Annotated in this window: 15 protein-coding genes; 12 read left to right on the plus strand and 3 right to left on the minus strand. The window is 34.7% G+C overall.

Annotated features, from left to right (window positions below; genetic code table 11):
* Nucleotides 1-837, minus strand: an 837-nt coding sequence (locus ACE1OF_RS04910; protein ID WP_448893131.1) for a tyrosine-type recombinase/integrase, incomplete at its 3' end; no start/stop codon positions are given.
* A 105-nt stretch (nt 838-942) separates the two neighbouring features.
* Nucleotides 943-2,607 (minus strand): asparagine synthase B, encoded by a 1,665-nt coding sequence (gene asnB, locus ACE1OF_RS04915; RefSeq protein WP_448893132.1) that lies wholly within the window; start codon nt 2,605-2,607, stop codon nt 943-945.
* Nucleotides 2,608-2,873: 266 nt separating this feature from the next.
* Between asnB and ACE1OF_RS04920 the strand changes: the two genes are divergently transcribed.
* The 9 genes from ACE1OF_RS04920 (at nt 2,874) to ACE1OF_RS04960 (ending at nt 10,050) form a co-directional block, all read left to right on the plus strand.
* Entirely contained in the window at nt 2,874-3,368 is a 495-nt protein-coding gene (locus tag ACE1OF_RS04920; protein WP_448893133.1) for a TlpA family protein disulfide reductase, read from the plus strand.
* Nucleotides 3,369-3,389: 21 nt separating this feature from the next.
* Nucleotides 3,390-3,614, plus strand: coding sequence for a DUF4266 domain-containing protein (locus tag ACE1OF_RS04925; protein ID WP_448893238.1), 225 nt, complete (start codon nt 3,390-3,392; stop codon nt 3,612-3,614).
* Nucleotides 3,615-3,678: 64 nt separating this feature from the next.
* Nucleotides 3,679-5,001, plus strand: coding sequence for a DUF3570 domain-containing protein (locus tag ACE1OF_RS04930; protein ID WP_448893134.1), 1,323 nt, complete (start codon nt 3,679-3,681; stop codon nt 4,999-5,001).
* 69 nt (nt 5,002-5,070) lie between these two features.
* The gene (locus ACE1OF_RS04935) at nt 5,071-6,003 is read left to right on the plus strand and encodes an FAD:protein FMN transferase (RefSeq protein WP_448893135.1); all 933 of its coding nucleotides are present in this window, start codon (nt 5,071-5,073) and stop codon (nt 6,001-6,003) included.
* A 23-nt stretch (nt 6,004-6,026) separates the two neighbouring features.
* Nucleotides 6,027-6,713, plus strand: coding sequence for a response regulator (locus ACE1OF_RS04940; protein ID WP_448893136.1), 687 nt, complete (start codon nt 6,027-6,029; stop codon nt 6,711-6,713).
* 9 nt (nt 6,714-6,722) lie between these two features.
* Nucleotides 6,723-8,192, plus strand: a complete 1,470-nt coding sequence (locus tag ACE1OF_RS04945; RefSeq protein ID WP_448893137.1) for an ATP-binding protein — start codon at nt 6,723-6,725, stop codon at nt 8,190-8,192.
* Nucleotides 8,185-8,583 (plus strand): cupredoxin domain-containing protein, encoded by a 399-nt coding sequence (locus tag ACE1OF_RS04950; RefSeq protein WP_448893138.1) that lies wholly within the window; start codon nt 8,185-8,187, stop codon nt 8,581-8,583. Before ACE1OF_RS04945 ends, ACE1OF_RS04950 begins: the two co-directional genes overlap by 8 nt.
* Complete coding sequence (locus ACE1OF_RS04955) at nt 8,573-9,352, plus strand: hypothetical protein (protein WP_448893139.1); 780 nt, start codon at nt 8,573-8,575, stop codon at nt 9,350-9,352. The genes ACE1OF_RS04950 and ACE1OF_RS04955 overlap by 11 nt, the downstream gene beginning before the upstream one ends.
* The gene (locus tag ACE1OF_RS04960; protein ID WP_448893140.1) at nt 9,346-10,050 is read left to right on the plus strand and encodes a hypothetical protein; all 705 of its coding nucleotides are present in this window, start codon (nt 9,346-9,348) and stop codon (nt 10,048-10,050) included. Before ACE1OF_RS04955 ends, ACE1OF_RS04960 begins: the two co-directional genes overlap by 7 nt.
* A 74-nt stretch (nt 10,051-10,124) precedes the next feature.
* On the opposite strand, the gene ACE1OF_RS04965 is transcribed toward ACE1OF_RS04960, so the two are convergent.
* A complete protein-coding gene (locus tag ACE1OF_RS04965) occupies nt 10,125-11,246 on the minus strand; it encodes a DUF3083 family protein (RefSeq protein ID WP_448893141.1) in 1,122 nt (373 codons plus the stop codon).
* 238 nt (nt 11,247-11,484) lie between these two features.
* Here ACE1OF_RS04965 and ACE1OF_RS04970 point away from each other — a divergent pair, with 238 nt between their 5' ends.
* From ACE1OF_RS04970 to ACE1OF_RS04980, 3 genes are all read left to right on the plus strand, one after another.
* Entirely contained in the window at nt 11,485-11,745 is a 261-nt protein-coding gene (locus ACE1OF_RS04970; protein WP_448893142.1) for a DUF5062 family protein, read from the plus strand.
* Between the two features lie 147 nt (nt 11,746-11,892).
* Nucleotides 11,893-14,148 (plus strand): marine proteobacterial sortase target protein, encoded by a 2,256-nt coding sequence (locus ACE1OF_RS04975; RefSeq protein ID WP_448893143.1) that lies wholly within the window; start codon nt 11,893-11,895, stop codon nt 14,146-14,148.
* Nucleotides 14,149-14,229: 81 nt separating this feature from the next.
* The gene (locus tag ACE1OF_RS04980) at nt 14,230-14,844 is read left to right on the plus strand and encodes a class GN sortase (RefSeq protein WP_448893239.1); all 615 of its coding nucleotides are present in this window, start codon (nt 14,230-14,232) and stop codon (nt 14,842-14,844) included.
* Nucleotides 14,845-14,964: the final 120 nt, after the last annotated feature.

The following is a 14,964-nucleotide window of genomic DNA, read 5'->3' on the forward strand; positions in this document are numbered from 1 at the left end:
GTTAAGTGATGAGTGCCCCATGAGTTTTTGTACTGCTATTTTGTCGGCACCGACTTCCAATAGTGTTGTTGCGAATGTTCGTCTCATATCGTGCGCTGTAAAATAATTTATTTTAGTGTTATTGATTATTTGTTCTAAAATCGTACTAATTCCCATTGATGATATGCGCTTGTTTGTTATTTCATCACTCTTAAGTATTTTTGAGAATAACGGTTTATTTCGTGCGTTAATATTTTCTAGTAGTCTTTTTACGGCTACAATAGTAAAAGAGGGTAAGTATATTTTACGTGATTTGTTGCCTTTGCCATGAATAGTAATGTGATTGTTTTTTATGTCTGTTGTGTTAAGTGATAAAAGTTCACCACGCCTTAGTCCACATCCAATCCCTAACGCAAAAAGCGCATAATTACGAATACTCTTATTATCCTTTTTGTTTTTAAAGTGGTTCTGAATTTTTGTTATTTCGTCAAAAGTTAACACTCGACCAGATGCCGCGCGAGTACCTTTTATTTTTTTTATTGTTTTGATTCGAGTATAATTTTCGATGCTGATAACGTCTTGTTTCCAACATTCATAAGCAACATTTTTTAATGCTGATAACGTTAGGTTAATGCTTGTGTGTGCTTTATCGTTGTTTTCTTCAAACCGCATGTATTTAAGTACAGCAAAGTGATTTAATTTCGACCAATCGCATTTACTGAAATCTCTACAATTAAAATAATAATCACAAAAAATTAACAATCTAGAGTAATATGTTTTGACGCTAAATTTAGATTCAAGAGTTAAAAGAAACGAATAAACAGGGTTATTTTCAGGTGAGCTTAAAAAAAGTTTCATTTTTTTGCCTTATTTTTAATAAAAACACAATAAAGCAAAGTTTGTACCTTTTAGCTGTTTCGATGTGTAAGAACAATGAAACGACTAAAAGGTAAAATATAACTGTTAATAACTTTCATTATGCACACTTAACACGGCACGACCAGAAGGATCAGCATTATTGCTAAAGCTTTCATCCCACGCTAGTGCTTCTTGTGTACTACAAGCAACAGATTTACCACCAATAACACAATCAGCAGCAGAAGGTAGCGGGTATTTTTCTTCGAAAACACAACGATAAAAATAGGCTTCTTTACTGTCTGGTGTATTAACAGGAAACTTGAATGCAGCACTTTCCAATTGTTGATCGGTAACTTGTGATTCTACATAATCTTTTAAACCATCAATCCAAGAGTAACCAACACCGTCAGAAAATTGCTCTTTTTGACGCCATAAAATTTCTTTTGGTAAATAGCCTTCAAAAGCAGAACGCAAAATGGCTTTTTCCATTTTGCCATTTCCACACATTTTATCTTCAGGGTTGATGCGCATAGCAACATCCATAAAGTGTTTATCTAAGAATGGAACACGCGCTTCAATACCCCAAGCAGACATTGATTTATTGGCACGCAAACAATCAAATTTGTGAAGACGGTCAAGTTTACGGTTAAGTTCTTCATGAAATTCTTGTGCGTTAGGCGCTTTATGGAAATATAAATAGCCACCAAAAATTTCGTCAGCACCTTCGCCAGACAATACCATTTTAATGCCCATGGCTTTGATTTTACGAGCCATTAGGTACATTGGAGTTGAGGCACGAATGGTGGTTACATCGTATGTTTCAAGGTGATAAATCACTTCTTTTAGCGCATCAATACCTTCTTGCTCAGTAAAAATAACACTGTGATGGATAGTTCCAATACTGTCAGCAACGGTTTGCGCAGCAACAAGATCGGGAGAACCTTCTAAACCACAGGCAAATGAGTGTACCTTAGGCCACCAAGCCTCACTTAAATCATTTTCTTCAATACGACGAGCAGCAAATTTTTGCGTAATAGCAGAAATTAATGATGAATCTAACCCACCTGAAAGTAACACACCGTAAGGTACATCAGTCATTAAATGGCTTTTTACTGATTCTTCTAGTGCTTCGCGAATTTTAGTTTTACTGGTTGTATTGTCTTTTATTGCGTCATACTTTTGCCAGTTACGTTTATAATAACGTTGTAATTCGCCAACATTACTATCAAAAATATGACCTGGAGGAAATTCACTAACCGTTTTACATACAGGCATTAACGCTTTCATTTCAGAAGCAACATAGAAGTTACCGTCAGCATCATAACCTGTGTATAAAGGAATAATACCAATATGATCACGCGCAATTAAGTAAGAGTTATTTGTTTCATCATAAATAATAAACGCGAACATACCTTGTAATTTATCAACAAAGTTAACGCCATGCTCTTTATATAAAGGAAGAATTACTTCACAGTCAGACGCTGTTTGAAATTCGTAATCTACCGTTAATTCACTTGCAAGCGTTTTATGATTATAGATCTCACCATTGACGGCTAAAACGTGGGTTTTATTCTCGTTATATAGTGGTTGAGCGCCATGCTCAGTATCAACAATAGATAAACGTTCATGCACTAAAATAGCATGTTCATTATTATATATTCCTGACCAATCAGGGCCACGGTGACGAAGAAGACGAGAACATTCTAAAGCTTTTGGACGAAGTGCATCAGCACCTGTTTTTATATCTAATATACCAAAGATCGAACACATTGAAGCGCTACTCCTTTAATTAATAGTAAGTCAAATTGTGAGAGGATTAGTGCAACAACACTAATCGCTGAGTGACACTGTGCCAGTTCGACAAAAAAAAGCAACAATAATCTGAATAATTACTAAATTAATTGAATATTTACCATTATTAGCCGAATTTTAGAGCAATAGATAAAAATTTTGCATTCTTAAGTATTCTTTAAGAAAGCAATACTAAGATATGCTTTAATGATGAAATGATTAAACTTTATATATCGAGCAGCACATTGAAACATTCATTAAAACAACTATATCTTGGCGTTTTTATACTTCTTGTATTGTTAACAAATAGTTCACATGTTAATTCACAAGAAATGTTGAATAGCAAAGCAGAGTTAGAGCAAGCGTTGATTAAACATAGGGGCGAGGTCGTATATATTGATTTTTGGGCATCGTGGTGTGGGCCTTGTCGAAAGTCTTTTCCTTGGATGAATAAAATACAAAGTCAATATCAATCGCAAGGCTTTACTATTATCAGTATCAATTTAGATGCGGATAAAAATTTAGCCAATAAATTTCTTTTAGAAACACCTGCAAATTTTGCTGTTATTTATGATCCTAAAGGAAAAATAGCTAAACATTTTAAAATACAAGGTATGCCAAGCAGTATGCTAATTGGCCGTGATGGTAAGATAAAATCACGACATACGGGTTTCTTTACGAACAAAATTTCAACTTATGAACAAGAAATAGAAGAATTATTAACCACTCACAACGAGTGAAATAAACGGGTGAACTAAATGATGAAAACAAAAATCCAACGCATGTTACTCATTTCAACGCTGGTTGCAATGTCAGGCTGTTCTAGTTTAGGTGTAGAACCATGGGAACGTGACTTATTAGCAAAAGATGAAATGTCTTTAAGTGCAGAGCCTATTGACGCTGCCCTTGATGATCATATTTATTTCAGTAAAGAAGCATCAAGTGGTGGAAAGGGGTTTGGCGGTGGTGGATGTGGTTGTAATTAAAGTCACTCGTTCTGTCGTCATGTTTTAGAAGTTACCCTAAGAATAAATAATTGGTAAGCATAATATGAAAAGTAAAATAGATAAAATAAATATCAAATCAGCATTAACCGTTGCTACCGTAGCACTGTTAGGAACAAGTAGTTTAGCGCAAGCTGAATCTTCTTCAACGTCAAGTGCTCAGGATAGTTCATGGGAATTTGACAGCGCGTTTTTGTTTTACAGTGAAGTAGACAGAGTGAGCGCAGGTGAAGCGATTTTAAATGCTAAAAAGACGTTTGATAATGATGAAGTATTGAATCTTAAATTAACAATCGATACGTTAACAGGTGCATCAGCAAATGGTGCTGTAGCTCAACCTACTGTTCAAACTTTCACACGTCCTTCAGGTAACGGTCAATATGATATTGCGGCAGGTGACACACCACTTGATGATACTTTTCATGATACCCGTGTACAACTTAATGGTCAGTGGACCCAACCTTTAGCGCCTGATTATACGGTGAGTGGTGGATTTCACCTATCTAAAGAATATGATTATTTATCTTTAGGTATAAATGGAAATATTGCCGTTGACTTTGACCGTAAAAATTCTACATTTTCAGCAGGCTTTAGTTATTTTCAAGATACTTTTACACCAGAAGGGGGAATTCCTAATCCTTTGACTTCTATGTTAATTGGGAATAGTGACGCATCTACATGGGATGACAGTTTTGCACAAACTCGAATCGGTAGTGAAGATGATAAAACGACAACAGATATATTACTTGGTTTCACCCAAGTGATTAATCGTAGAATGTTAATGCAGTTTAATTATTCTTACTCAATGGTTGATGGTTACTTAACTGATCCTTTTAAAATATTATCTGTCGTTAATAATACTGGAAAAACGCAAGATTATTTATACGAGTCACGGCCTGACTCACGTGTTAAACAAAGTGTGTTTGCACAATCCCTTTATCATTTTGATTCCTCAGTATTAGATGTGTCTTATCGATATATGTGGGATGATTGGGAAATAACTTCTCATACAATTGACTCGCGTTTTAGAATTCCATTAGGGGATGGTTTTGGTAAAGAAAGTTACATACAACCACATTTAAGAATTTACCAACAAAGTGCTGCTGATTTTTACCGACCTTTTATTACAGACGATGAAGCATTACCTGCTTTTGCGAGTGCTGATTATCGAATAGGTGAAATGACAGCGATAACGGTTGGATTCAAATACGGTATGTTGGTTAATAATGGTCATGAATTATCATTTCGATTAGAGTATTACCGACAAACACCGACAAATGCAGGTTTTGATGAACCTGGTGTATTAAATGATGTTGAACTTTATCCAACGGTTGATGCTATTATAGGGCAAGTAACTTATTCATTTTAGTGTTGATTGATTAATCCCTGCTGTAGAATGTGATTAAAAATTTGCACCTGTGTTTAACTAGAGTCTTAATTGAAAAATACCAGAACAGTTAACTTAGAAAAAAACAAAGACAGCTATAACCTTAAATTTAATGCTATGGCGAGTCCTTGTGAAGTTATTATACAAACATCGGATGAAGAGCTCGCCGTAAAATTGGGTAAACTCGTGTCGGCTGAAGTTTGGCGTATTGAAGATAAATATAGCCGTTATGATCAAAATAGTCTTTGTAGTGCAATAAATAATAATGCGGGTCAATCTGTCGTAATAGACGATGAGACTTTCCAACTTTTAAGTTTTGCTGATCAATGTTATCAGCTGAGTGATGGGCTTTTTGACATAACCTCGGGTGTGTTACGTAAGGTTTGGTCTTTTCAATCTCAGTATAACTCAAAGACAAACTTTCCCTCTGCAGCACAAATTAATACAACCTTGTTAAATGTAGGTTGGAATAAAATAAATTTTGATCCCAAGCAAATAACCTTAGCGAAAGGAATGGAAATAGACTTTGGTGGTATTGGTAAAGAATACGCGGTTGACCGTGGTATTATTGTAGCTAAAGAATTAACCAATCAACCGGTATTAGTTAATCTAGGTGGCGATTTGGCTGTAACGGGTGCTAGGCTTAATAATGAAACATGGCAAGTGGCGATAGAGCCACCAGACATCGATAGTGATCTTGTTAATGGTCATGAAAAAACTATTGATATGATTGTTTCACTTAAATCAGGTGCACTTGCTACCAGCGGTGATTCAAAACGTTTTTTAATTCACAAGGGTAAACGTTATGGGCATATACTCAATGCTAAAACTGGTTGGCCTATTTCAAAAGCACCGCGTTCGATTACTGTTGTTGCACCACAGTGTATTCAAGCGGGAATACTTGCAACCTTTGCTTTATTACAAGGGGGTGATGCCGAAGAGTTTTTAACGAACCAAGAGATTAAATTTTGGGCGAGAAGGTGATGTAAAGGAGAAATGGAGATTATATGCGTATACTTTTAGTTGAAGACGATATGCCACTTGCAACTGCATTACAAAAATCGCTGCAAGATGAAGGGTTTGTTGTTAATCATGTTAATCAAGGTAAACTGGCTTTAAATGCGTTGTCTACGTCTGATCAAGACATGGTTATTCTGGATTTAGGTTTACCAGATATCGGTGGACTTGAAATCCTAAAAAAACTACGCGATAAGCAGTCTATCTTACCCGTCATTATTTTAACAGCACGAGATTCAATTGAAAGCAAAGTCAAAGGTCTTGATTATGGTGCAGACGATTACTTAACAAAACCTTTTGAAATATCTGAATTAATGGCTCGACTACGTGTTATCGAACGTCGTTTAGGTACAGCAACGTCGTCGATAATATCGATTGGGGACGTAAAGCTAGACACTTTTGCTCATAAAGTGTTTTTGTATGATCTCGAAGCAAGTAAAGAAAACGAAATTATTTTTTCTAAAAAAGAATTTATGGTACTTAAGGCGCTTATGGAAAATGCAGGCCGAATATTGTCTCGTGAAACGATAGAGTCAAAACTGTATCATTGGGGCGAGGAGGTGCTTAGTAATGCCGTTGAGGTACATATTCATAAATTAAGAAAATACCTGCCTGAAAAGTTTATCCAAAATGTTCGCGGAGTTGGCTATATTATCAATAATAATAGCAAAGGTTAAAGTACACTTATGAGCATTCGCCGTTATCTAGTGTTAACTTTATTTTCTGTATTAACATTAATTACGTTTATTGCTGCCATTCAAGGTTATAAAAAAAGTATGGCTCAAGCTGAGCAACAGTTTGATCATCAATTATTAGATCTTGCAAACACTTTACTCTCTATTCACTCTGTGCCTACTTCTCAGCAGAAAACATTACAAGTTAAGCAGCACAGTAGTTTTGCTTTTCAAGTATGGAAAAACCAAAAGCTTGTATTAAAAAGTAATAATGCACCCGATCATCGTATTGCTAATAGCAACTCTAGAGAAACAGATGCGACGGATTTTTTTGAAGTTAATTTTCTGCAAACACGCTGGCGTGCTGTCGCTTTAAAACAGGAGACTAGTCAAGGAACGTTTGCGAATTTATATATTATTGTTGCTCAACCTTTAAGAACACAGTTTGCTTTAGCACAAACTTTAATTTTAGCCGCGGTAACTCCAATGATTATTGCCGTAATCGCTTTATCAATATTAATATTTATCATTATTACACAAGGTTTAAAACCATTACATCAATTAACCAAAGAGCTTAGTAAAAGAAGAAGCAATGATTTTTCACCGTTAAAAATTACCGTGCATAATAATGAATTGGCTGACATTGTTGCGACATTAAATGAATTATTCTCTCGTTTAGCTGCCGCATTTCAACGAGAGCGACATTTTGCCTCAGATGCAGCTCATGAATTAAAAACACCGTTAAGTGTACTTAAAATTGATACCCATAATCTCATTCAAGACTTAGTAAAACGGTCATCGAACAATCAAAATTCTGTGTTAACGTCTACAGAAGTAGCAAAATTTGAATCAATACGGGCTTTGAGCAGTAGTGTTGATAGAATGGGTCATGTTATTGATCAAATATTAAATCTTAATCGAACAAATCCCATACAAATTAGTAATGCAAGTCATTGTTTTAATATTAATATATTGTTGAAACAAGTGATTTCAGATTTATATAATGATATTTTAGATAAAGATCAAATAATCACGCTTGAAAGCGATGATATCATTTTGTCCGCACATGAATTTTCAGTCAATTTACTTGCCGTTAACCTGATTTCTAATGCGAATAAGTATACGCCCAATGGCGGCGAAATTAGGGTAAGTGTTAAACAACAGAGAGATATGACAGCGAACGATCAAGGTAACACTTCGCACTCAAGTATCTGCAATAAAGTAATGTTAATTGTTGAAGATTCGGGACCAGGAATAAAGTCAAACGAATATCAACGTGTGTTCGACCGATTTTACCGAGTTGGTGGTGACCAACATGATTCAACTATCATGGGATGTGGTTTAGGATTAGCCATAGTCAAGCATATTGCAGATTTACATAGTGCTGAGATTGCCTTATCACGGTCAGCATCATTAAAAGGCTTAAAGGTTGTGGTGACATTTCCAGGTAATGTTAATGAGAAGGAAATTGGCAATGACTAATGCTTATTTTACTCGCTTAACTAGCATCATTATCAGCAGTTTATTACTTCTGTTTACTATCAATGCTATGGCACAACAACGTCCTGAATATCATATTAAAATTGAAAATCATTTATTTTATCCCGCTAAAATCGATATTCCAGTTAATACAAAAGTTAAACTTATTATTTCAAATTATGATGAAACAGTTGAAGAGTTTGACAGTTTTAGCCTAAATAGGGAAAAAGTTATTTTCCCTAATCAAAAAGCTATTATTTTTATTGGTCCTCTGCCAGAAGGTGAATACAGATTTTTTGGTGAATACCATCCGCACAGTGCTCGTGGAACAGTTGTAGTAGTAAAAAATCCATTGACTCAAACTACAGAGAGTGGAGCACAACATGTTAATTAATACGGTTATTTTATTCTTACAAAATGCACTACCCATTTTTGTTATTACCACGTTGTTATTAATTTCCTTTTCAACAAAAGAACTAGCATTGATTAACATAAAATGGTTTATTTCAGGCGTAATATTTACAGCCGTCACTACATTTATTCTTAGTAAAAATTTGGAAAATATATCGCAAACATATGATGGTATGGGGGCAGAGCTGTTCCTCTCGTTTGGCTACTTATTGATTTACGTTTTTAGCACATTTCTATTTTTATTTAATGATAAACATTATACAAAACAATTAGGTTTTCTTGTTTTCTATATCATCACTTCTATCAATGGTTCTCATTTTATCATTTATTTAGCAAATTATTGGACACAAGCTCAACAAGTTGAGTCCATGTTTATAGGTATTATTTTAGGTGGTGGGATTTGTTTAAGTATTTCAATACTATTATATTTTTTATTGAAATCTGCTGATCAAAATTTCTACTTTCAAACCTCCAAGTATTTTTTATTGTTATTTTCATTAGGTCAATTAATGCACGCTATCGTACTTTTACAGCAAGTGGATATATTATCGAGTAGCCAAGCTTTATGGGATAGCAGCCGTTTCCTTACAGAAGATTCAGAAGTCGGGCAATTACTTACCGTATTATTCGGCTATGAAAGCACACCTTCATTACTACAAGTTATTATTTACATTATTGCATTTAGTCTTCCTGTAATGATAAGCAAGCTAACTACTATTCGCTTGTATACCTGCGGAGAAAAATCATGTTAACACGTTGTTTACTCTTAATTTTTATCTTTATTGTTGCATGGGGGGAAAACGCTTATGCTGACGGTGTAGTGGTTGATAAAGTTTATCATCCCTATGTTCTGCCGTATGAACAAGAGATTGAGTGGCGCTTGTTTTCGCATAGAGAAAGTGAAAATAACAAATTAGCCCAACGTTTAGCTTATGGGCAGTCGGTTAACGAGAATCTTATGTTGGAGTTTTATCTTGTGGGTGAGCGTGATAGATACAATGACTTTACTCTAACGTCTTATGAACTTGAAGCTCGTTGGATGTTAACCGAGCAAGGTGAATATTGGGCTGATTGGGGTGTTCTTTTTGAGATTGAAAAGGACAAACAACATCAAAATTGGGAAGTTACTTCGGGCATTTTGACCGAAAAAGAATTTGGTCGTACAAGCTTAACGTTAAATGCCTTTATTATTTACGAATGGGGGAAAACCCTCAAGAGTGAATTTGAAACAGAATTTCGCTTAAAATATCGTTATCGCTACCTTGAACAATTTCAACCTGCAATTGAATTATATTCAGGTGAAAATTATTTAGGCATAGGGCCTGCTTTTATGGGGTTACAACGATTTAGCGCACAAAAACAACTAAAATGGGAATTTGGTTTTATTACAGGTATTGATAGTCGCAGTAAAGGCCATGTATTTAGGGTGGCAATTGAGTTTGAATTCTAATGTTTTTACATTACGGTCATGAAGATATTTCATGACCGTAGAGAGTGAGAGGTGTTAAATTTATCTACATTAAATTAGCTATCCGTTAAATAATAACCTACGTGCTGGTGAAGTCTAACCAGCATTTCTTCTTTATCATTTACAAAATCTAAACTTTGAGCTAACGAGCGCAGTGCTTGTTGTATTTGGTTAACAAATTTACCGTAACCGTGTGACGTTTTATCTTTTATACTTGCTACAAAAATCAATTGAACAGTATCAACTAATATATCTGAATTCCATTTACAGGTATAACCACCTGTAGTGTTATTAGGGTTGTAGCCTAACATGAGTAATTCACCACTTGCGATAACATTTTCATCTTCAGCACTTCGTACAATAGGCACTAAGCCATTAGCGATTACTGCACCATTGTTTAAATTAAAATGTTTAGCAGCACGTATAAAGGCATCTGCAATGAGGTTGTATAGTTCATTATAACGATCGGGTGTTTTGTCTTCTATATTCACTAATGAGCGTATGCGACGATTAATGGGTAAATCAACCACAGCATAAGTTAATGCATCTTTAGATTCAGGGGTTTCAAGTCCATCAGTAGCATAGCGGTCTGTCATAGGACGAAATTTGTGCACTTGTTTACCTTCTACACCTTTATCCGCAGCAAATAGGTCATACGTTAAATGTTGGTGATCACAAATTCGAATTGTGCTGGTGTCTAATTCCAATAGTTTTGCATATTCACTGATAGTTTGTTTCACTTGTTGATGGAATTTTGCCGACTGAACTCGTACATCGCCACCATTTGCAAGAAACAATAAGGTTATTTTCTTAGTTCGTTTTGTCCCGTCAAAATAAGTATTTTGGCTTGTGTGATAATTTGGATTATACAAAAATAGTAGTTGTTGCTTTGTTTCTGAGGTCATTTTTTCGGGGCTATACCGAACACGAGCAAATTTATCGTTTGCAATAAATTGAATATTATCAAGCTGAAAATTATTACATAAATCAAAGTACATATTTGCCAGTGCTTGATAAAATTCAGCATAAGGTTCAGAAGCATTAATATCTACTAACTTACTGAACTTTGCTATTAATTGATCCGTTAATGGAAATTTGACCATTAAATATTGGTTTTCGCGAACAGAACTTGGGATGTGAACTTTATGTTGAGCGTTTCTCATACGTGTAATAGACATTTTTATACCTGTTTGGTCAATTAATAATGATTTAACTGTGTTTTATTATAGTTTTAACACTTTGATTATATATGTACGAAGAATGATGTAAATAAATTTCGGAAAATAATTGATAACTCGTTGTTAGAATTTTAAATGTATGATTCACAATAAATAGGCTTGTAATTTTATTGTTTTTAACGCATCGTTATAATCAATATATTGTTTAAATTTACAAATTTATAGAGTTGTATTACCAATGAAAAAATTAAAAAATGAAGCTGAACTATTAAAAAAAGCCCTTGTGATTGGTGAAAAATATGCGGTTAACCGAGGTTATAAGAGTTTCTCTGCGACTAATTCAGCAAAAGATAAAGTTGAAAGCCTATATCGTTTATTAGTGAATGATAAATTAATTCAGCCATTACCTATTGATAATGAAGACCAACCAAACATGAAGCATAAATTAGCATTGTGGATTGCTAAACAATTACCTGCTGGCCATGCGTTGCTTGGATAATACTTTAATAAAAAGTGCTAATGATGAAATAATTGAAACTGTATTGCCATAATCTGCAATAAATTGTCATTAGTTTGTCATAATCTCGGCAGCCTCAAAACATAATTGTTCTTCATGATAAAGCTTTACTTTCTTGTAGAGCTTTATATGAAAAATAACAACAATTTAATTCTATGCCAAGCTTCATCCCCCTTTAATACATACTGGAAAATACTATTCATTATTATATTGATGACTTGTAATAGCATGTCAAATGATGTGATTGCAGAGCAATATCTAAGTCAGAATATTCCTTATGAAAACATCAGTTCTGGTAGTTTATATTTTACAACAGGTCAGGGCTATTACCCTGCTGTAACGCAAAAAAGTGACTACCAAGTGACAGTTAATGGTTTGCTCGCTCAAGTGAATTTCACTCAAACTTTCAGAAATTCAACTGACGATTTTGTAGAAGCTGTTTATGTTTTTCCATTGATTGATGATGCATCAGTATCATCCATGATAATGGAAGTTGGCGAACGACGAATTGTAGGTAAAATTAAAGCAAGGCGCCATGCTCAACAACTCTACACCAAAGCGAAACAGCAGGGCAAAAAAGTGAGTTTAGTTTCACAACAACGGCCTAATTTGTTTACCACTAAGTTGGCAAATATCGCACCAGGTGAAACAATTAAAATATCATTAACTTATATGCAATCGGTAACGTTAAATAATGAAACTTTTGCATTACGTATTCCGCTAACATTAACGCCAAGGTATATTCCTAGCGTAAGGCATTTAAAGCGTGATAAAAAAGAAGAAAGCATTGCCAGTACAGGTAATGCAGCTAATACAACAGCAGTCACTATGAACACAACCACAACTAAAATTAATGCGAACGGGTGGGCAACTAATAATGCTAGCGTACCTGATGCTAGTGAAATAACCCCTTACCAAACAAGACTTTCTACAGCTGACACCAACGAATCGACAAATCTACAACAGCATGTTTCAATTACGGTTAATGTTAATGGTGGCTTGCCTTTAACTAACATTAGCAGCTTGTATCATACAATTGCTGAAACAAAGCAATTGAATACACGACTGATTACTCTTGCAAATACGTCAGTAAGGCTTGATCAAGATTTTGTTTTACAATGGCAACTTGCTCAAGGAAATACACCTAAAGCAGCTTTCTTCCAACAAGTAGATGGACAAAACGAATATCGATATGGGTTATTAATGCTGATGCCGCCAAAAGCTATTAACGAGAAGGCACTGAACAAAGATGTTATTTACATAATTGACACCTCTGGTTCAATGGGGGGTGTAGCCATTAAGCAAGCTAAACAATCACTTAATAAAGCTTTAGACTTTTTGAAACCTTCTGATACCTTCAACATTATTGCTTTTAATGATAATACTCAACGTTTGTATGATAAAAATAAGGGGGCCAATTTAAATAATATTAACCATGCCAAACATTGGCTTTCAACATTAAAAGCAGGTGGTGGAACTGAGATGTATTCCGCTATTGAGCAAGCGTTACAAGTATCGCCCAGTGAACGTAACTATCGACAAGTTATTTTTATAACTGATGGTAGCGTTGGCAATGAAGTGGAATTATTGAGTTTAATTGAAAAAAATCTTGCTAACACGCGTTTACATACTATTGGTATTGGATCTGCCCCTAATGGTTACTTTATGTCAGAAGCTGCGAAAGTAGGGCGAGGTACTTACCGTTATATTGGTAGCATTAATGAAGTCAATGACCAAATGACACAATTATTCAGTCAAATCAGTAAACCGTTAATGCACAATATCGAACTTACATGGCCGATAGCTGATGTTGAAATGTTTCCTAATAAAATCCCTGATCTGTATGCAGGACAACCGTTGTTGATAAGTGCCCGATGGCTTAAAAAACAAAATAAAGGGCATAATAATCAAAATAATAACCAGCAACTTAATCAATTAATCCAAATTACAGGCAAGTTAGCCGATAAATCTTGGCAAGAAAAAATAGCACCGAATTTCAGTACATCAATGGTCAACAATACAACAGAGAAAGACAACGGTGTCGCGCAATGGTGGGCTAAAAGTAAACTTGACCATTTAATTAGATTACGCCATCGCAGTGATGTTGAAACTCAAACAGCCCTTAAAAAACAAATTACCCAATTGGCTATTGAACATCAATTATTGTCACCATTTACCAGTTTTATTGCTGTTGAAGAAAAAATTAGTAGAAAAAAAGACGCCGCATTAAAAACACAGCCCGTAAAAAATTTAATGCCTAAAGGGTCAACACAACCTATACCATTAGCAAACACTGCACTAGGTATAGCTCAGTATTATTATTCGGCTTTATTTTTCATTGTAATGGCGATGCTGATGCAATTGTTTAAGAAAATAAGAACATAAACTATGTTTAAAAATAAATTTAATGATGGATTTATACCCAAAATAATAAGAAAAAGCTTTTCATCATATTTAATATTATTAATGCTAATTATCGCTTTTATAAGCTTTGCACAAGGAGGTTACATGCTTTTAAAGGCTAATGTAGCGCAGTACTTATTAAAGCAAGCTTGGGAAAAGCAATCCATCTATGAGAAAAGTAACACAACAAATACAGCAGAAGGCAGGCAAATAAAACCTTGGCCTTGGGCTGATTTTTATCCTGTGGCTAAACTCAGTTTTGACCGTATGAAAATTACACAAATTGTATTAAATAATGATTCTGGTCAAGCATTAGCATTTGGTCCTGGTGTAAATCAACGATTAGTAACCAATATTGAAAGTAACCAAGAGGTTGTTGTTATTGCTGCACATAATGACACACATTTTAGTATTTTAAACGATCTACAATTAAACGATAACCTTACTTTAACCCTCAAATCAGGTGTTCAGCAGACTTTCACCGTGGATAATACTTTAGTGATTGATTTACAAACACAGCAATTAGTGATGACAACAGAACAGGGCGAGAATCACGAGCAAGCGAGTAACCACAAATCGCAAGATAAGCCCATAAAAGAGCTTATTCTAGTTACGTGTTACCCTTTTGGTGGCATAAGCAATGACACCAATTTGAGGTATGTTGTTTATTTGAGTTAATTAGTTGTTTTTGTAACTAATTAATTTTAAAGGTTAAATAAAGATGGTGGGACATATTCTTTAAAGTGAAGTCGACATAAAGCTTGATAGCGTTCATTGAAGAATAATAAAAATAGAGTT

The sequence above is a fragment of the Colwellia sp. E150_009 genome, from assembly GCF_053543955.1.

Coding starts and splice junctions, on each gene's coding strand:
- ACE1OF_RS04940 (WP_448893136.1), top strand. CDS start 6,027: ATGCGTATACTTTTAGTTGAAGACGATATGCCACTTGCAACTGCATTA.
- ACE1OF_RS04950 (WP_448893138.1), top strand. CDS start 8,185: ATGACTAATGCTTATTTTACTCGCTTAACTAGCATCATTATCAGCAGT.
- ACE1OF_RS04975 (WP_448893143.1), top strand. CDS start 11,893: ATGAAAAATAACAACAATTTAATTCTATGCCAAGCTTCATCCCCCTTT.
- ACE1OF_RS04945 (WP_448893137.1), top strand. CDS start 6,723: ATGAGCATTCGCCGTTATCTAGTGTTAACTTTATTTTCTGTATTAACA.
- ACE1OF_RS04955 (WP_448893139.1), top strand. CDS start 8,573: ATGTTAATTAATACGGTTATTTTATTCTTACAAAATGCACTACCCATT.
- ACE1OF_RS04980 (WP_448893239.1), top strand. CDS start 14,230: ATGCTAATTATCGCTTTTATAAGCTTTGCACAAGGAGGTTACATGCTT.
- ACE1OF_RS04970 (WP_448893142.1), top strand. CDS start 11,485: ATGAAAAAATTAAAAAATGAAGCTGAACTATTAAAAAAAGCCCTTGTG.
- ACE1OF_RS04960 (WP_448893140.1), top strand. CDS start 9,346: ATGTTAACACGTTGTTTACTCTTAATTTTTATCTTTATTGTTGCATGG.
- ACE1OF_RS04965 (WP_448893141.1), bottom strand. CDS start 11,246: ATGTCTATTACACGTATGAGAAACGCTCAACATAAAGTTCACATCCCA.
- ACE1OF_RS04925 (WP_448893238.1), top strand. CDS start 3,390: ATGAAAACAAAAATCCAACGCATGTTACTCATTTCAACGCTGGTTGCA.
- asnB (WP_448893132.1), bottom strand. CDS start 2,607: ATGTGTTCGATCTTTGGTATATTAGATATAAAAACAGGTGCTGATGCA.
- ACE1OF_RS04930 (WP_448893134.1), top strand. CDS start 3,679: ATGAAAAGTAAAATAGATAAAATAAATATCAAATCAGCATTAACCGTT.